This is a genomic window from Paenibacillus sp. P4_E11 (assembly GCF_056401635.1).
On sequence record NZ_JBFUIX010000072.1, the window covers coordinates 15491 to 33854 of the forward strand.

Here is an 18364-nt window from a genome sequence, read left to right on the forward strand (position 1 = left end):
AGGCCATAGAATGGAGGAAAATATACGATGGATGCTAGATTTACGAATTGCATCACGTCACTCGAACAATTGGAGCAACTGCGCCCCGAGCTTGGGGGCTATCCAGGAAAACTCGCGGCTCGCAAGCTGCGTCATGAGCTTGATGCTGCCAGCAGAGAGTTTATTGCCAAGTCTCCCTTTCTCATGATCGCGACTTCCGACTCCGAAGGGCATTGCGATGTGTCTCCGCGCGGGGATGCTTGCGGGTTCGTTCATATTATGGATAACCGACATTTATTTATACCGGAGCGCCCAGGCAACCGCCGACTGGACTCGATCCGCAATCTGCTCACCAATCCTGGCATTGGTCTGATCTTCCTTATTCCTGGTCTGGAGGAGACGTTCCGGGTTAACGGATCAGCTTGTGTGAGCCGAGATCCCCACCTGCTCGAGCTTACAGCGGTGGACGGCAAGGTGCCTCTAATGGGAATCGGTGTGGAGATTGAGGAATGCTACATTCATTGTGCCAAAGCGTTCAAGCGTTCCGGATTGTGGCGCCCCGAGTCGTGGCTGAGCCAGGAGGAACGTCCTTCTGCAGCGAAAATGCTAGTCGGTCACATCAATGCTGGAGCTAAGGACGAGGCCGAGCCTGTCACGGTGGAGGAAGTAGAGGCGCAGCTTCGGGAAAGCTACACGAAACGGATGTATTAATGCTAGGATCCGACATATAGAATGAGGAGAAGGAGGAGCGGAATGGTGAATCGGCTATTAGTCACAGGCTATCGGGCCACCGAGCTAGGAATATTCTCACTCAAGCACAAGGGAATCCCGATTATTAAGAAAGCGATCACCAAGCAGCTCCTCGCTCTGATTGATGAGGGGTTGGAGTGGGTGATCGTCAGCGGGCAGTGGGGCGTGGAGCTATGGGCGGCGGAATCAGCGTTGGAGCTGAAGAAGCAGCATCCGAGACTTCAGCTTGCGGTCATCACCCCATTTCTGGAGCAGGATGAGAAGTGGAGTGAGGAGAAGCGCGCGCTATACAGCAGTGTGATTCAGCAGGCCGATTTCGTCAGCAGCGTAACGAAGACCAAATACGAGGGGACTTGGCAGTTCGCGGAGAAAGATAAGTTCCTGCTTCGCAACTCCGATGGATTACTTCTCTTGTACGATGAGGAGAATGAAGGCTCACCTCGATTCATCAAGCGGCAAGCGATGCAGATGGCGGAGAAACGGGAATATCCCATCATCAGCATTACGGCCTACGACCTGCAAAGTCTGGCGGATGATGAACGAATGGAGTATGACTCGTAGCTAAAAGAGAGTTGTGGGACGAATGAGCAAGCATTGGAAGTTGACAAAATAGTTCATGCTGTTTTATTATTATACCCACAGGGGTATATAACCGATATAAATCTGAACGTTTTATTTCCTTTGCAACAAGCTCTTTTTTTTGCAAAAAATAATACCCGGTGGGGTATAAGCGGGAGGATACACGAAATGACTGTGCAGCTAACAACGAATCGGATATTGGAATGTGAAGGCATGGCTTGTCCTATGCCTATCGTCAAGACGAAGAAAGCCATCGATGATATGCAGGCTGGCGAAGTGATTGAAGTGAGAGCTACCGACAAAGGCTCTGTGGCGGATTTGCAGGCGTGGACGAAGCGTACAGGTCAGCAGTATGTAGGCGTGAAGGAGGAGAACGGCGTGTACCGCCATTTCATCAGGAAATCTTCCGATCAAGAGAAGTTAAATGACATTCGCTACCCGAATACAGTTAGCCATGAACAGCTGGAAGAGATGTTGAACGGAGGTGAGAGCTTTATCCTGCTCGATGTGCGGGAACCCGCAGAATTCGTATTTCAACATATACCGGGTGCTATATCAGTTCCACTGGACGATCTGGAAAGCACACTCAGCGAGCTTGATCCGCAAGCGACCTACTATGTGATTTGCCGAACGGGTACTCGCAGTGATCTGGCCTGTCAGATGCTAGTTGAGAATGGGTATGCGAATGTGAGGAACGTACTGCCTGGAATGGCGAATTGGAGGAGTAATGACGATGCCTGATCCGGAAAAAACAACGATTGTCCTGTTCAGCGGGGATTTGGATAAAGCGATTGCCGCTTTCATAATAGCGAACGGTGCAGCTGCTTACGAGCATGAGGTGACGATCTTTTTCACCTTCTGGGGCTTGAATACACTTCGCAAAGACGAGCCGCTGCAAGTTAAGAAAGGGCTGCTGGAGAAGATGTTCGGCTGGATGATGCCGCGAGGTGCGAGCAAGCTCGGTCTATCCAGAATGAATATGGCGGGTATGGGGCCAGCGATGATCAAGCATGTGATGAAGAAGCATAGAGCTCTGAGCCTCCCGCAGCTAATCGAGCTGGCCCAGGAGCAAGGTGTGAAGCTGGTTGCCTGTACGATGACGATGGATTTGCTAGGGCTGAAGGAAGAAGAATTACTGGACGGTATCGAATATGCAGGCGTTGCCGGGTACTTGGGCGATGCAGCTGATGCCCGAGTGAATTTATTCATTTAAGGATGAGACGGGTTCCCACGCTTCGGCTATAATAATACGTATACGAGTAGGAGGGGGAAGTGCCGGTGGACACAAGTATGATGTACGATGACGATGTGAAACGGCGGCTTCGCCGTGTGGAAGGGCAAGTGCGCGGCGTGCTGAAGATGATGGAGGAAGAGAAAGACTGCAAGGACGTGGTCAGCCAGCTGTCCGCAGTGCGCAGTGCTGTAGATAAGGCGATGGCCTATATCGTAGCTGTAAATCTGGAGCGATGCATCCTGGAAGAGAAGGATGCGGGCCGCGATCCGGGCAAACTGGTCCAGGAAGCGGTTGAGCTGTTGGTGAAGAGCAGATAGATTGGCCTGATCAGGGAGGACGACCGGTGAGCGGGGCTCATCGGTTTTTTGTGAAAATAAGAATAATTTATGGAGATGATTCGCAAGAATTCTGCAAAAGTACATGATTTTTGATCGGTTTGCATCCAAATGCTGCCTTAGACAGGTAGGGGGGCGAAAATCTTGTACTTTCGCAGCATTCCGGAATTCGAAGAGGCCACTTGTAGAGGTTATTCTTAATCTATGTTTCGTCAATTTCTCGCTTCACCAATCGGGATATTAAATGAAGTTTGACCTCACCCCTATTAGGGTAATCTATGGGAATCAACCTTATTGCTGGAGGGATTCAGGGATGGACTATCGGATTGAACATGACACGATGGGCGAAGTGCGAGTGCCTGCAGACAAGCTGTGGGGCGCCCAGACGGAGCGCAGCCGCAATAACTTCCGTATCGGCACGGAGCGGATGCCGATTGAGGTCATCCATGCGCTTGCGCTATTGAAGAAAGCTGCGGCAAGGGCTAACGCCGAGCTAGGCAAGCTGGAGACGGAGAAGGCGAAGGCCATTGTCGCCGCGGCCGATGAGGTGGCGCAAGGCAAGTGGGACGAACAGTTCCCGCTTGTGGTGTGGCAGACCGGCAGCGGCACGCAGACGAACATGAACGTGAACGAAGTGATCGCTCGGCTCGCCAATCAAGGGCTGGAATCGGCCGGGAGCGCGGTGCGTATCCATCCGAACGACGATGTCAATCGATCGCAGAGCTCCAACGATACGTTCCCGACGGCGATGCATATCGCGGGGGTGTTGGCGATTGAGCAGCGGCTGCTGCCAGCGCTGGGCGAGCTGGAGGAGACGATGCGGAGCAAGATGGAGGCGTTCGCCGACATCGTCAAGATTGGGCGGACGCACCTGCAGGACGCCACGCCGCTCACGCTCGGGCAGGAGGTAAGCGGCTGGCACGCGATGCTGCAGAAGTCCGGCGCGATGATCCGCCTCAGCCTGAGCTACATACTCGAGCTGGCCGTCGGCGGTACTGCCGTCGGCACAGGGCTGAACGCCCATCCCAGGTTCGGGGAGGCGGCAGCGCAAGAGCTGGCCCGCGAGACGGGGCAGCCGTTCGTCACAGCGGCGAACAAGTTCCACGCGTTGACGAGCCATGATCAGCTCGTGTTCGCGCACGGCGCACTGAAGGCGCTCGCGGCCGATCTGATGAAGATCGCGAACGACGTGCGCTGGCTTGCGAGCGGACCGCGCTGCGGCATCGGCGAGCTGACAATCCCGGAGAACGAGCCAGGCAGCTCGATCATGCCGGGCAAGGTCAACCCAACGCAGAGCGAGGCGATGACGATGGTCGCCTGCCAGGTGATGGGCAACGATGCTACCATCGGCTTTGCCGCCAGCCAAGGCAACTTCGAGTTGAACGTGTTCAAGCCGGTCATCATCAATGCCTTCTTGCAGTCGGTTCGCCTGCTGGCGGATGCGGTCGACTCGTTCCATCGGAACTGCTTCGCCGGCATGGAGCCTGACCGCGAAGTGATTCGTCGCTACCTCGACGAATCACTCATGCTGGTCACAGCGCTCAACCCGCATATCGGCTACGAGAACGCCGCCAAGATCGCGAAGACTGCGCATCGCGAGAAGCTAACCCTTCGGGAAGCGGCAATCGCGAGCGGTCTGTTGACGGCTGAGCAGTTCGATGCCGCTGTGCGGCCGGAGGATATGGTCTATCCGAAGGCGTAACGACAGCGTGCCTGCTAACTGAGTTACTGATTGTACATACAACCGAGCTCGATGCTATAATGGTTGCTAACATGGTTACTTGAGAGACAAGCAACCTGATATGACCAACCATGAGGTGCCGAATCGATTATGTCCTCCGAACCGAAAGCAACGCCCAAATACATGCAGTTGAAGCGTGAAATTATTACCTGGTTCGAGTCTGACCGTTTTCGAGCGGGCGACCAAATGCCAACCGAGCACGAAATCGCCGAGCAATACGGAATGAGCCGCCAGACAGTCCGTCAGACTTTCGGCGAATTGGAACAAGAGGGCCGGATCTATCGGGTACAAGGAAAGGGTACTTTCGTCTCCGTTCCCGGTCTGTCTACAGATCAGGCTGCGCCACAGGACGTCCAGACGATCGGGGTTATCACGACCTACATCTCCGACTATATTTTCCCGCATATCGTACGCGGAGCGGAGGCAACCCTGCGCAGCCGGGGATACCGCATGCTGTTGTCCAGCACGGATAACGATAAGCACAAGGAGCGCGAAAGTCTCGAGATGATGATGAGCCAGCCACTGAGCGGGCTGATCATCGAGCCAACTCGAAGCGCAGAAGGCAATCCGAACGCTGGGCTGTATTCGGCCTTGCACCATAAGCAGATTCCGTACGTGATGATCCACGAACGCTACGCAGAGATGCAGGACCCCGTCCTGCAAGTGGACGATGAAGCAGGGACCTTCAAGGCGACCGAGCATCTGATCGGGCTCGGGCACCGAAGATTGGCGGGATTGTTCAAGATGGATGACCTGCAAGGCGTGAACCGGCTGAAGGGGTTCCTTCGCGCTCATGAAGTCCATGGGCTCCCGCTGCAGCCGGAGGCCGTCGTGCACTACACGACCGAGACGAAGGAGAGCGGGCCGTATGAAGCGGCTCTCGCCATGCTGCGAGCAGAACCGCGACCAACCGCCTTCGTCTGCTACAACGACGAGTTGGCGGTTAGGCTGCTGGACGCGATTCGCCATGCCGAGTTGCGCGTGCCGGAGCATGTGTCGCTGGTCGGCTTCGACGACTCCCCGGTGGCCACGGCCGCCGAAGTCAAGCTCACGACCTTGACGCATCCGAAGGCCCTGATGGGTGAGATGGCCGCGAATTGGATCGTGGACCTGGTTGAAGGCAAGTCCTTACCGCAGTCGCAATTTGTTTTTGAACCGGAATTAATCGTAAGGGACTCTACCCGTCGGGTATAGTCTTTTTATGATATAGCAATCTGATGTCGGAAGGACGGAATAAGTGAATGGTTCAAGAAGATCTTTCGAAAGATATAAAGGATTATGACAAAAGAATCAATCGGTTGGTCGAGGAATTCGAGAAACACATTCACACACATATAAATGAAGAGTATGTAAAATCAACCAAATGGTCGGAAAAATTGGCTGATCGGATTGCTTCATTTGGTGGTAGTTGGAGCTTTATCCTATTTTTCTTTACAGTTCTTGTTGCATGGATCATTATCAACTCCTTGTCTTTTACTAAAGTATTACATTTTGATGAAGCCCCATTTATACTACTGAATCTAGTCCTATCTTTCCTTGCGGGATTTCAAGCGCCTATAATTATGATGAGCCAAAACAGGCAAGCTGTAAGAGATAAAAAAGAATCCGTCATTGATTTTGCTATCAATTATAAAGCTGAACAAGAAATTGATGATATGCAGGGTCATTTACACAGACTTGAATCCGATTTCGCTACTTTTAGAAATCAAGTCATTAACGAATTAATGGACATTAAAAAGTTATTAAAAGAGAAGTAATGGAACAATAAAAAAAGCGAGCAGGTCCAAAAGGAAGCCAACTCGCTTTTATCAAATCTTAAATTATGATGAAACTGGTTGATCACTCTTATTCCGATTTCGGAAATTCCATGGTGTACCAAGGAGAGGCAACGCCCACCTGTCTAGCCCGTACCATCCAGCCACTTTCCAGCCCAGCACAATCCAGGTTGCAAGTATGAACAACAATGGGTTTGTACTCAAGGTTCCTGCGAAGAGGAAGCTCGCATTCATGAATGCACCGAAAAAGGCTGCTATGCCAGTCAATAAGCCAAGAATTAGGCCAAGACCGACGAGTAGCTCACCGAATGCAACGAAGTATGAGAATACCTTTGTATTCGGAAGTACCATTTGTTCCAGAAATGACGCATACCATCCTGTTACGTCCTTTCCATCCGCCGCTTTTCCTAATGCCCCCTTAATAAATCCAGTCAGTGCCGTTCCGGCATTGTCTCCAACCCACTTGTCGTTAGTAACTTTGTGCCATCCCGCGTTTATCCAAGCATAACCTAAATAAAGTCGAATAATTAACCAAATTAGGCCAGATCTCGTATTATTAAAGAAGAAATTAGATACAGGGTTTTCGGGAATCATGATGTTTTTACCTTTTAACTCCTCTTTGATTGTCAATAGATCAGCTCCAATGATTTATTTTCATTAATCATATACTACATTTTTAGAAGGTGTAAAGGATAAAATTGGATCTCAAAGCTCTATCGATAGGTTTCCAACAGTGATGCATATCGCGGGTGTGGTGTAGGTGGGTCACCAGCTTCTGCCGAAGCTAGATGGGCTGGAGGCGCTGCTGCAGAAGTCCGGCGTGATGATCCTCGAACGCTATGCAGAGATGATTGACTCCGTCCTGAAGGTGGATGATAAAGACGGGTACCTTCAGGGGGCCGAACATCTGATCGGGCTCGGCTCCTAAGATTGGCGGGATTGTTCAAGGCTGCTGCCCGAAGCCGTCGTGCACTACACGACCGAGACGAAGGAGAGCGTACCGTATGAAGCGGCTCTCGCCATGCTGCGAGCAGAACCACGACCAACCGCCTTCGTCTGCTACAACGACGAGTTGGCGGTCAGGCTGCTGGACGCGATTCGCCATGCCGGGTTGCGTGTGCCGGAGTATGTGTCGCTGGTCGGCTTCGACGACTCCCCGCTGGCCACGTCCGCCGAAGTCAAGCTCACGACCTTGACGCATCCGAAAGCCCTGATGGGCGAGATGGCAGCGAATTGGATCGTAGACCTGGTTGAAGGCAAGTCCTTGCTGCAGTCGCAATTTATTTTTGAACCGGAATTAATCGTAAGGGACTCTACCCGTCGGGTATAGTCTTTTTTTTATGAATAATAGTCTCTCAAGACTTCTTTTGTACTATATTTCGACAAAATATACGCATAAAATATTGAAATATACCGGAATATTGAAAAATGTGGTACTTTTAATATAGTTATTAAGTAGTGGTTTCTAACTATCATCAATGAGGTGTGGGGACAATGGATTTATATGAGATTCTAGACATCGACAGTTCTGCAACCGAGACGGACATAAAAAAAGCGTATGTGAAAAAATTAAGGCAATTTCCCCCTGACCAGTTTCCCGAAGAATTCAAACAGATCCGACAAGCGTTCGAAACGCTTAAGGATCCCAAATCACGAAACGAATATGACACCATGTCCGAATATGGGGAAGAGATTGAGCACCATTTGCAGAAGGGTCTTGCTGCAGCAGAACAGGCAGATTACGAGACAGCCATTCACCATTATAAGAAGATATTGCTGATCGAACCCAAAATAAATAATGTTAGAAATTACTACGCATTGGCCTTATATTACTCCGGTGAGAATAATAAGGCTCTGACTCAATATCAAAAACTATTGCAACTCGAACCTAACAACTCCTTGTATCACTATAACATGGGGGCTGTACTTGAAAATTTGGAACGTTACGATGAAGCAGTTGATTATATGAAGCAAGCCTGCCGACTGGATGCTGAGAATATTGATGCGGTATTTGATCTAGTAGATTTATTGCATAAGATAGATCGAAGTGAAGAAGCTAGGCAAACCATAGGACAAGTCATAAAAACCAGGAAAGAAGAAGATTTTTCAACATTTGTTTACTTGTTCAAACTGCTTCAGCTTGAAGTATTTGATAAAAATGTGAAGGGTATTGAATCCACGCTGAAGCAAATTGAACGACTCATAGAAATTCATCCGGACGAGAAGCTATACGTCGCTGAACGATACAGTAAATTTGCTTACGAGCTATTCGAATACAAGCTCTATAAATGGGCCGTGTTCTTAACGGAACGTGCCGTGCAATTAGATCCAGATAATGAGGCAATTCGTAAGCTGCATGCGGCGACAGCTGAGAATAAGCCCGTCTATGAGGAATACGAGCTATTGCGAGAAGATGCGGATATTTCGGAATGGGTAAGGAAATCTTATGCTGTCTTTCTTTTCGGAGACGAGGTTTCGGAAGAAGAGTTCGAGACTTATGACGAGAAAGCATTTGAGAATCTGTACATGGCCGCCAAGTATGAGCCGGATAGCATTATTCGTTCGATTCGAAGGATGATCGTTAACTATCCCCATCTATATGAGCAAAGAAAGGAATATCTTCAGAAGTTTCTGGATGTTGCCAAAGAGTATCAAGAGATGGACAGCCAGTATAACAAGCTGAAGTCCGATCCAGATATAGTGAATGCTCTTAAGCGATTAGCCGCGCTTTTGATAACCGACAATATATCCCAAGAAGAACGGGATCAATACTTCGAAGACATAATGGATGAATTATCTAACTCGTACACGAAAGATATCATTCATTCCTTGGTCAAGCTTAAGAAAGACTATGTAAGGCTTTATCAACTGAATACTACTCTGTTTGACGGCCTTTTGTCAGATGCAAGGGAGCACGACCGTCAACACAACAGTACGTCTTCTACTTCTAGCGTCAATAGGAGTTCGGGCTCAAGCACAAGTTCTAGTTCCTCTTGCTTTGTAGCCACTGCCGCCTACGGTTCACCGCTTGTTGAAGAACTGGATGTATTGAGGCTTTGGAGGGACAAGGTACTGAGTAAGTCGTTCACGGGCCGCGCCTTWATTCATGTATATTACCGGATTGGCCCTGTATTAGCCAGCATTGTAGCGCGGTCTGAAGGGTTGAAGCGTTCTGTCAGATTGATCGTCTATCGGATCCTGAGAAGATTGGAGCGTAACTATGACGTAGCCACTATGCATCCAAATCAGCGTGAGAGGAAGTAAGCGGATTGAGTTCGAATCGGATACAACGGATTCAGGAGTCCTTTCATCTGCTCATGAGAGAGATGCATCAAGCGCTATCAGAACCTCAGGGGCTTCAAGTAGAACATAACATGTTGCGTATTGTCAGGTTGTTGTCCAAGCTCGAAGAGGTACGTGAGGGAGCATCTACAAAGGATACATCATTACTTCAAGAGCTAACCGATTGCAGGTTGCGAATTCAATCCTTTCTCGCCGAGTGCAGCACTCATATGGCATGCTTACATGAGAAGAATAGAAATTGGGAGGCAGCTATAAGAGAAAGGCTGGCTGCTATATCCTTTGAACATTGGAATAGCAATCATTATCTCCAGTACGCGCACTCCAGTCTTCAATTGTATCAACTGAATGTGTCCAAGGATGCTGAATATAATATGGCTCAGGTATCTCCAGACAACGCAGTCGCACTAGCCAGTCAATTGTTGCGGATCAAATATGCGGCACAAGTGGCTTCGGAAGACCCCAACCTGAGGGAGTCAACGGATGCGCTGCAGTCGTTTAGCGAACGAATGTATGGTGACATGAAGTTAGCGGGTCTTATACGTTCAACAAATCAGGAGATGGAAGTTACACTTGAGCAAGCCATGCAGGAATTGGAAGAAATGATAGGGTTGAACGAAGTGAAAGGCAAGATAAAGGATGTTTCCAACTGGGTGGAATTCAGCCGTCTCCGCAAGGAAAACGGGTTTAAGCAGGAAGCGGTTAGCTTACATATGGTATTCAGCGGTAATCCCGGTACTGGAAAGACGACGGTAGCGCGAACGTTGGGGCGTATTCTAAAATCGCTTGGTGTTCTCAAAAGAGGCCATGTTGTAGAAGTCGACCGTTCTGAGTTAGTGGCCGAATATGTTGGACAAACCGCGGTTAAGACCATGAAGAAGATTACGGAGGCGAAGGACGGTATTTYATTTATTGACGAGGCCTATTCGTTGACACGTTCCGTTCAGCAAGATTTTGGAGTCGAGGCCGTGGATACGCTAGTCAAGGAAATGGAGGACAGACGGAATAATCTTGTTGTGATTCTAGCGGGATATCCGGCGGAAATGAAGCAATTTCTGAAGTCCAATCCTGGACTGCATTCCCGGTTCAATAATCAAATTGAATTCGTAGACTATACCTTGCAAGAGATGGTATCCATTATGGATTATATGTTGGTCAAGCGTCAATTCCAATTAACTGATGACGCCCGTGTTGAGGTGAAACGCGGAATTCAGAATGAAATTGCCCTGCATCCAAGTACGCATGGAAATGCTCGGTTAGTCCGAAATCTGATCGAACAAATGATCATGAAGAAAGCAAGTGCCGTTGTGGAGAGTGGCAGGGACAATGTCAATCTAGACCTGATTGACGTTGTCATTGTGAGAGCAGCATTAGCAGGGCTGACAGGCCGGCCCTCTATACATCAGACACGGGGATTAAGAGATGGAGCAATCGTGGTTTCAAAGGATGAATCCGTTCGCTAAGCAACAAAAACTAGTATTTTCAACCGTGCCACATCAGGAGCAGTTGTTTATCGAACTGCTGGACGTCATTGGTTTTTGAGGGGGGATCTGTTTCTGTTCTCCCATCTCACAGCAGGCTTGTTCTCCTTATGGCTGGAGCAATGCAAGAGATACAAGGGGATAGATTCTTCGTGGCGTGCCGAAATCGAGAACGTTCGAGTTCTGTTGGAGAAGAAAAGCGGCGGGATGATCACGGAACTTGCAAAAGGAGATATGAAAGTGGATAAAGCGACCTATGACATGTTCAACAAGGAAGTCAAACGAATTGATATTAAACAGTTAATCGAGAGTATTGCCCAACCCGTCGAATTCGTACCGGAAATATCTGCGATTAAAGAGCAAGTGACTAAAGGCAATCGTGCTAATTTCAAAATGATGCAGGAAACGATTCAACTTGTTGAGAAGCTGTCGGGAGAACTGTCCGAATCACGGCAAAAGCATATGCAAGATGAGTCCCAGCAGGCAAAGCAACTGATTCAAAAGTACATAGATGCTTTGCTTGAACTCTTTGATTTACTAGATTTGATTCGAGCCTCTGCCGAAGCGCAAGGGGATCAAGCGTGGCTTCAAAATACAGAGCAAGTTGTGAATAAAGCTCTCACGCTTCTGACGTACTATGGGTTGGAAGAACTCTCTGTTGATGGATTGCTGTTCGACGGCAGCATCATGGAGGGGATCGGTTCAGTCAGTCCGAATGAAATTGAACGAGAGCTGCCTAAGTATGCGGTATATGCTGTAACCCAGAGAGGGTTCTTATTGCGAGAAACCCGGGAACTTATTCGCAAAGCGAAAGTAATTACCGTCTATTAAGTAGATTGATATGGAGGAGATAGATATGACAACCATTGGAATCGATTTGGGTACTACAAACTCGGCGGTAGCTGTACTGAAGAACGGTAAGCCAGTTATTCTCGAGAACCGTGCAGGCTTCAGAACGACACCTTCCATTGTGCATATAGCTCTAAATGGCACTATTGTTGTAGGGGATCAGGCGAAGAACAGCTTGATCAGTATGCCTGATAGAACCGTACTGGAAGTTAAACGTTTGATGGGAACCGATCAGTTGGTCTCCCTTGGTGACACCGAATTCAGACCGGAAGAAATATCGGCGATGATCTTGAAAGACTTGAAGAAAACCGCGGAAGAGATATTGGGCGTAACGGTGACGGAAGCTGTCATTACAGTTCCGGCGTATTTCACGGATGGTCAGAGGAAGGCTACCCAACGGGCTGGGGAGTTAGCAGGCATGAAGGTGGAGCGGATCTTGAATGAGCCAACGGCTGCTGCCATTTCCTTCGGTATGGATAATATGGGGCAAGATGGACATATCCTTGTCTATGATCTTGGGGGTGGAACATTTGACGTCTCGGTCGTTGAGATGTTCGACGGTGTGTTGGAAGTCAAATCTAGTGCAGGTAACAATAACTTGGGCGGTATGGATTTCGACAATGTTGTGGTGAATTGGATCGTTAGTGAGTTTAAGAAGAGCAATCACGTCGATCTCCTGCAGGAAGGCACCAACATTGAAATTCAAAAACGCAAAAATATGTTGAAGTTGGAAGCGGAGAAGATCAAGAAAGTGTTATCCGGTGCACCATCAGCGTATATCGACATCCCCTTTATTGCCATGAAAAACGGCTCTCCAGTCAGCGTGAATCTGGAAATTACCCGTTCGCAATTTGAAAGGCTAATTGGGGAAATGGCTGCCTCCACGATGGATGAAGTCGATCGGGCTCTGGGGGATGCCGGATTAACGACGGACAATATCAGTGAGGTCCTGCTAGTGGGGGGATCTACCCGGATCCCTTTTATTCAGGAGATGGTTACCCGGAAATTCGGAAAGGTTCCAAGAAAGGATATCAACCCGGATGAAGMCGTTGCACTTGGTGCAGCCGTACAGGGAGGTATCAAGAGCGGAGAGATTGCTTCCAATGACGGACTGATGATCACGGATGTATGTCCCTATACATTAGGAGTTGAGATTAGCCGTAATATTGGCGATCAGCTTGTACATGGTTATTTCGATCGCATTATTGAAAGGAATATGACGATTCCGATCACACAAAGCGCCACTTATTATACCATTTACGACAATCAAGAAGTTGTGACAGTCCGAGTCTATCAAGGGGATGATATGTATGCTGCTAACAATCATTTTCTCGGAGAAGTGGGCTTGCCAGATCTTCCGGAAGGTGCGGCGGGTCAGGAGATTAAGGTCACGTTTCAATACAACATTAATGGAATTCTTACGGTCGAAGCCTTAATTGTCAGTACGGGCAGGAAAATGAGTGCGGTGATTACGGGGGCGGGTGTTATGAACGAGCACCAGTTAGATGAAGCCAAACAGAAGATGGAGAAAGTGTTCGAACAATCGGAGCTGTATCAGAGTGTGAAGGCCGTCTTGAATCGGGCTGAGAAGGTAATGGATGACTTAAGTGGTGCCGAACGGCAGAAGATGGAGTCCATGATTGCAAACTTAAAGCAGGCCGTATTGAATCAAGACCAGGCACTTGTATCGAAATATGAAGAAGAGTTGACTGATTTGTTAATAGAAGTCGTCTGATAGAGGATAATGGATAATGGATAAGATAAACAACTTGGACCATCTGCAGGATGATTTAAGGAACGGCAACTTGGATGCTGCGAGGTTGGAAGTAGAACGATTGCTACAGCACCAGATTTACAATCCAGAGCTTACTCGTCTATTGGGCATGCTTGAGGTATTAACAGGGTACCCTCATCTAGCTATAGCGAGATGGGAGAGGATGACCCCTGAACAGCTTCGGATTCCGGAGGATTGGATTCAGCAAGTCCGCGATTCGCTACCGGATTACGAAGCACTCTACACCATGTATAATGCGGCTGTGGAACTAAGTAGGGAGAACCGTTATATTGATGCGGATAAGCGGTGGGAGGAGCTGTTTGAAAGAGGCGACAGCCATGCTCTTCCTGTAGTTTGTTATCAAGGTTATTATTTGTTTTTACAAATAAACCGTGCGGCTGTGTCAAAGATTAGGAAACATTTGCTAACGGCTCCTGCTTATGTCCAACAAGCACCTGAGATCCGGGTTCTAGTTGCAAGGTTAAGGGAGACAGAAACCGTAACCCTGCAGAGAGGGAAGAAGAGGTGGATTATAGCGGCGTGTTGCTTAGGAATCTTGTTGATGGGTAGTACGATTACGGGGATTAGCCTTTCACGGCAGGCCGATGATAGTCAGCCTCCACTTGCTATCGTGCCCCAAGTGACCCTCATGCAGGACCAACCTGTGGTCGATTCGTCTGCAGTTGTTCAACTGAAACAAAGGGACGACCGTCTGCAGCAGCAAGAGTCGCAAATATCCAGATTGAACTCCGAGCTTGTCGCAGCCAAGGTGACATCTTCCAAGTTGGAGAGCCTTCAGGAATTACTCACGACTTCTGGTATAGATCCAACACGGTTACAAGAGCAAGCCGCATTATCCAGTTATCGGAAAGGGAGGGCTCAGTATAACAACAAAGAATATGAACAAGCTCTTGTTTCCCTTAAGGATAGCCTGAGGCTGAGCCCTAACGAATACTATTCCGATGATACGATGTATTTGTTGATTGAAGGGCTTAAAAGTCTTGGAAGGACGCAGGAAGCAAATGGTTATGTGGAGCAATTCTTAGGTGAGCAGGGTGAACACTATAAGCAATCACCTTATATGGACGATTTGATGCTACAGAAGGCTATCACTTCTCTGCAAACCAACGAGCTAGTAGAAGCTAAATCTGTACTTGAACAGATTATTCTGAAATATCCAAAGGAATGGACAGCCCGAGAAGCGATACAAATCCTGCAGCAAAATAAGCTTAGATCACCAGCGCCATGAAACGCCAAGAGTCATTGCATAGGCAAACTGGACTGGAAAGAAACCGGAATTAATCGTAAGGGACTCTACCCGTCGGGTATAGTCTTTTTTTGTTGGTCCGTTAAATACATAAAAAGGAAATATCGGGATAATCGCGAATTTATAGGTACTCAAACCATTTCCGAAGGAGCGTACTCATAATGAAAATTTGGTGGATGGATACATACCCGGGTTTAATGAGGCTGCAGTTCAATAATCAAGATGATTTTCGCAAGTATTATTCTTGGAATTATTTTAATGGGGAGAGTCTTATGAAGGATTGGGAGCCTCCCCTTATGAATGCCGAAGGAAGTGGGAGGGCRTCTGATTGTCCGGGCAGTTGTAGAGGAGCCTTGTATGTAAGTGATAAGGTTGTCCAGGTCGTGAAGGAATTACAAGTGAAGCATGTTGAGTTTTTACCGATACTGTATTCCGACACGACATATTACATTATGAATGTCTTGAAAGTGATAGACTGCATCGATGGAGCTAACTCTAGAATGAACAATCACACTGTGCCTGATTATAGTAACATTGCATTCATCCAAGGTCATGTTGCCGACGAGCATTTATTTAAAGCCTACAATCATGAAACCCACAAAGTGTATAACTCGCGAATTTTTGTTTCCGATGCATTTAAGAAAAGAGTCGAGCATTTGAATCTCATCGGATTCCAATTTGTGGAGGAGTGGGACTCCGAGTTTAGTTGGCAGGAGAAAGAAAAAAAGTATGAAGCGATGATTGCGGAAGTAGACCGTTCATTAATCCAAACATTTGACTATAAGAAGGCTGCTTATTTGGTTGATAATGAGAGAATGACGGTGTATAGCGGTAAACATGCTATGAGATTGGATAAGAAGGGGAGAAGGGAGTCCGGCATACTACTGCTAGATGGAAGCTATCACTGGATGGTTCCCATTTACATTCCACCCATTCATTTAGGGTTAACATGGGGGGTTATGTCTGAATAACAACCGTGTATCGAAAGTTTAATCCCTGAATTAGGAAGGTGGTACCGATCAAACTACTGTTCATTTGCAGTCGCAATAAGTGGAGAAGTCTAACCGCGGAGAAGATGTTTAACGGGCGCAACGGATATGAAGTCCGATCAGCCGGAACTGAAGAGAATGCCCGAATCAAGGTCACCGAAGGCCACATTGGTTGGGCGGATATCGTATTTGTGATGGAAAAGAAACATTTAAAACGATTGCAGGATCGATTCCAGGCAGTAATCAGGAACAAGCGAGTGATCTGCCTGGATGTGCCTGATAACTACAAGTTCATGGATGAAGAGTTAATGGAGATTCTGGAGTATAGAGTATCGGAGTACATCGAGATCTGACAAGCAGGACAGATTTTCATGTTACAACATTTCAAACCCTACAAGGAGCACAAAATGGCAGAGCCTATCATTGTCGTACCCTATCAAGCGGAGTGGTCGCTGCAATTTCATCGAATCGGTAGCGTGATCCGACAAGCTCTAGGATCAACGGCGATCAGAATCGACCATATCGGTTCAACTGCAGTACCGGGGCTAGCTGCCAAGCCGATCATTGATATTCAAGTATCCGTCCAGCATCTAGAGCCTATGGAGCTATATCGACCATTTCTCCAGCAGATCGGTTATATTCACAGAGTTAGCAATCCCGATCTTACGAAGCGTTATTTTCGAGAGATCCCCGGTAGCAGCAGAAAGCATATTCATGTCCGAGCGCACGGAAGCTGGGCGGAACAATTCGCCCTCTTGTTCAGAGATTACTTGAGAGAGCACCCTGAGGATTGCGAGTATTATGCTCAGACGAAATATGCTTTGATAGAATTGTTCGGGAATGAGCGAGAGAAGTATGTGGAAGAGAAGGAGCCTATCATCTGGGAGATTATGAAGAGAGCCAGCAAATGGAGTCAAGGGACAGGGTGGACGCCTCAACATACGGGGATCTGTAAGAGGGACCATTTGGTGGAATTCATCATAAGCGGAGGGGACATCATGAATCTTTTGATAAAAGAAGCCGAATCTGATGAAATGAAAATCGTCCATAATGTGATGAGGAAGTCGTTTCAAAGAATATGAATGGAAGTTATTCCTAGAATCCGGTGCGTTGAGGGAGACAGTTGAAGACATCATGAACAAGACAGCTGCACGTGGCGGAGCAATACTAGTCTATCATGATAGCGAACCCATCGGATCTGCGCAATATTACTACATAGAGGATTACATGTGCATGGGACGTATCTCTGTTCTACCGGAATACAGGGGAAGGGGTGTGGGGAGGGTAGATAGCTGGTATGTGATGAGTAAGGAATTGAAGAGTATGTAATGCAAACCCAAGGAGGCATAGCTAGCTCTAGTCATCTATTGATGCTTCGAAGCCAGTAGTCCCCTTGGTCTGGCCGCTTGTCAGCGTATGGTCAATAATCACATACACGCAATAATCATAGCGTTCTCATCACAATTAGAGAATCTGGAACAATGCATGCAATCTTTCCAGACCTTCGACATAGGCAATTTGCTCTTATCGACAAGTGTGAATCCGCACTTCTCGAAGAACTCAACTTGATACGTGAGAGACAGTAAAGTTTCAACCCCGAGAGAATGAGTTGCATTGATTACAACCGTAACCAATCTTTTACCGATCCCCATGCCAAAATGCTCCGAAGAAACGGTGAGCGACCGGACTTCTGCAAGGTCTTTATCCAGGATATGAAGGCTTACAGTACCAACAATTTCGCCCTCATGCTCGGCAACATAAAAGCACTGCAGATTCTCATAGATGGAGCTAAGAGTGCGGTGGAGCAGCTTTCCTTCATCAGCGTAAGTATTAATCAACTTATACATCATAGGAGTATCGTTCATGGTGGCTTTTCTAATTTGATACATAGTCTATGTGCACYTCCGGAAAAAAATAATGTAATAAATATACATAATAATGAATTAAAATACAACTCAAATTATCGGGATCCTCGCAAAGTAATAGTTTTGGAAAGGAATGCATGAATGAACCGAAAAGAGGTATGGCTTAAATTATGGACAGGTGCTCTGCTATTTGCGGCTTCTTTCTATATCCAGATGGGCGGGCTGTTCCGCCTCCTGATTCTGATCTTGATCTGCTATCTGATCACCAGCTCAGTGTCAGATCCTGGGAAGGGCTTTAAGAGACAATTAGTGGGTGTTGGTATTTTCGTAGCAGGTGTCGGATTGTTGATGGTGCTGATGTTTATTGTCGTTAAGGGATTAGTCTTGTATTGGTTGTAATAATGAATCCAATTTACTTGAAAAATATTACAATAGAACACTTGTGC

At 47.6% G+C, this 18364-nt stretch carries 22 protein-coding genes; 20 read left to right on the forward strand and 2 right to left on the reverse strand.

The window, feature by feature from the left end:
• Positions 1-27: 27 nt before the first annotated feature.
• From AC1DWB_RS23385 to AC1DWB_RS23420, 8 genes are all read left to right on the forward strand, one after another.
• Positions 28-690 carry a pyridoxamine 5'-phosphate oxidase family protein gene (locus tag AC1DWB_RS23385; protein ID WP_477543502.1) on the forward strand — a complete coding sequence of 221 codons (663 nt, stop codon included), beginning with the start codon at positions 28-30 and terminating at the stop codon, positions 688-690.
• Between the two features lie 42 nt (positions 691-732).
• Positions 733-1290, forward strand: coding sequence for an SLOG family protein (locus AC1DWB_RS23390; RefSeq protein ID WP_477543503.1), 558 nt, complete (start codon positions 733-735; stop codon positions 1288-1290).
• Between the two features lie 186 nt (positions 1291-1476).
• On the forward strand, positions 1477-2049 hold the full coding sequence (locus AC1DWB_RS23395) for a sulfurtransferase TusA family protein (RefSeq protein WP_477543504.1): 573 nt from the start codon (positions 1477-1479) through the stop codon (positions 2047-2049).
• On the forward strand, positions 2042-2521 hold the full coding sequence (locus tag AC1DWB_RS23400; protein WP_477543505.1) for a DsrE/DsrF/DrsH-like family protein: 480 nt from the start codon (positions 2042-2044) through the stop codon (positions 2519-2521). Before AC1DWB_RS23395 ends, AC1DWB_RS23400 begins: the two co-directional genes overlap by 8 nt.
• A gap of 77 nt (positions 2522-2598) precedes the next feature.
• Positions 2599-2859, forward strand: a complete 261-nt coding sequence (locus AC1DWB_RS23405; protein ID WP_477543522.1) for a metal-sensitive transcriptional regulator — start codon at positions 2599-2601, stop codon at positions 2857-2859.
• 331 nt (positions 2860-3190) lie between these two features.
• Positions 3191-4579, forward strand: a complete 1389-nt coding sequence (gene fumC, locus AC1DWB_RS23410; protein WP_477543506.1) for a class II fumarate hydratase — start codon at positions 3191-3193, stop codon at positions 4577-4579.
• A gap of 129 nt (positions 4580-4708) precedes the next feature.
• On the forward strand, positions 4709-5812 hold the full coding sequence (locus AC1DWB_RS23415) for a substrate-binding domain-containing protein (protein WP_477543507.1): 1104 nt from the start codon (positions 4709-4711) through the stop codon (positions 5810-5812).
• A 47-nt stretch (positions 5813-5859) separates the two neighbouring features.
• Positions 5860-6375: a DUF1003 domain-containing protein gene (locus AC1DWB_RS23420; protein ID WP_477543508.1), complete on the forward strand. Its 516-nt coding sequence runs from the start codon at positions 5860-5862 to the stop codon at positions 6373-6375.
• Positions 6376-6438: 63 nt separating this feature from the next.
• Here the strand turns inward: AC1DWB_RS23420 and AC1DWB_RS23425 are convergent, their stop codons facing one another.
• On the reverse strand, positions 6439-6987 hold the full coding sequence (locus AC1DWB_RS23425) for a DoxX family membrane protein (protein ID WP_477543523.1): 549 nt from the start codon (positions 6985-6987) through the stop codon (positions 6439-6441).
• Positions 6988-7153: 166 nt separating this feature from the next.
• Between AC1DWB_RS23425 and AC1DWB_RS23430 the strand changes: the two genes are divergently transcribed.
• The 11 genes from AC1DWB_RS23430 to AC1DWB_RS23480 all read left to right on the forward strand — a co-directional run bounded on the left by AC1DWB_RS23430 (position 7154) and on the right by AC1DWB_RS23480 (position 17382).
• Positions 7154-7321, forward strand: coding sequence for a hypothetical protein (locus AC1DWB_RS23430; protein WP_477543509.1), 168 nt, complete (start codon positions 7154-7156; stop codon positions 7319-7321).
• Positions 7322-7360: 39 nt separating this feature from the next.
• The gene (locus tag AC1DWB_RS23435; protein ID WP_477543510.1) at positions 7361-7723 is read left to right on the forward strand and encodes a substrate-binding domain-containing protein; all 363 of its coding nucleotides are present in this window, start codon (positions 7361-7363) and stop codon (positions 7721-7723) included.
• Between the two features lie 164 nt (positions 7724-7887).
• Positions 7888-9657, forward strand: coding sequence for a CFI-box-CTERM domain-containing protein (locus tag AC1DWB_RS23440; RefSeq protein ID WP_477543511.1), 1770 nt, complete (start codon positions 7888-7890; stop codon positions 9655-9657).
• A gap of 5 nt (positions 9658-9662) precedes the next feature.
• Positions 9663-11156, forward strand: coding sequence for an AAA family ATPase (locus AC1DWB_RS23445; protein ID WP_477543512.1), 1494 nt, complete (start codon positions 9663-9665; stop codon positions 11154-11156).
• A gap of 75 nt (positions 11157-11231) precedes the next feature.
• The gene (grpE, locus tag AC1DWB_RS23450) at positions 11232-12005 is read left to right on the forward strand and encodes a nucleotide exchange factor GrpE (protein ID WP_477543513.1); all 774 of its coding nucleotides are present in this window, start codon (positions 11232-11234) and stop codon (positions 12003-12005) included.
• 25 nt (positions 12006-12030) lie between these two features.
• Positions 12031-13758: an Hsp70 family protein gene (locus tag AC1DWB_RS23455; protein ID WP_477543514.1), complete on the forward strand. Its 1728-nt coding sequence runs from the start codon at positions 12031-12033 to the stop codon at positions 13756-13758.
• 16 nt (positions 13759-13774) lie between these two features.
• Positions 13775-15046 carry a tetratricopeptide repeat protein gene (locus tag AC1DWB_RS23460; protein WP_477543515.1) on the forward strand — a complete coding sequence of 424 codons (1272 nt, stop codon included), beginning with the start codon at positions 13775-13777 and terminating at the stop codon, positions 15044-15046.
• Between the two features lie 179 nt (positions 15047-15225).
• Complete coding sequence (locus AC1DWB_RS23465) at positions 15226-16035, forward strand: imm11 family protein (protein WP_477543516.1); 810 nt, start codon at positions 15226-15228, stop codon at positions 16033-16035.
• 47 nt (positions 16036-16082) lie between these two features.
• A complete protein-coding gene (locus AC1DWB_RS23470; RefSeq protein ID WP_477543524.1) occupies positions 16083-16406 on the forward strand; it encodes a low molecular weight protein tyrosine phosphatase family protein in 324 nt (107 codons plus the stop codon).
• A 54-nt stretch (positions 16407-16460) separates the two neighbouring features.
• A complete protein-coding gene (locus AC1DWB_RS23475) occupies positions 16461-17135 on the forward strand; it encodes a GrpB family protein (RefSeq protein ID WP_477543517.1) in 675 nt (224 codons plus the stop codon).
• Between the two features lie 52 nt (positions 17136-17187).
• Positions 17188-17382 (forward strand): GNAT family N-acetyltransferase, encoded by a 195-nt coding sequence (locus tag AC1DWB_RS23480; RefSeq protein WP_477543518.1) that lies wholly within the window; start codon positions 17188-17190, stop codon positions 17380-17382.
• Between the two features lie 98 nt (positions 17383-17480).
• On the opposite strand, the gene AC1DWB_RS23485 is transcribed toward AC1DWB_RS23480, so the two are convergent.
• On the reverse strand, positions 17481-17942 hold the full coding sequence (locus AC1DWB_RS23485; RefSeq protein ID WP_477543519.1) for an N-acetyltransferase: 462 nt from the start codon (positions 17940-17942) through the stop codon (positions 17481-17483).
• Between the two features lie 117 nt (positions 17943-18059).
• Here AC1DWB_RS23485 and AC1DWB_RS23490 point away from each other — a divergent pair, with 117 nt between their 5' ends.
• On the forward strand, positions 18060-18317 hold the full coding sequence (locus AC1DWB_RS23490) for a hypothetical protein (protein ID WP_477543520.1): 258 nt from the start codon (positions 18060-18062) through the stop codon (positions 18315-18317).
• Positions 18318-18364 lie beyond the last annotated feature (47 nt).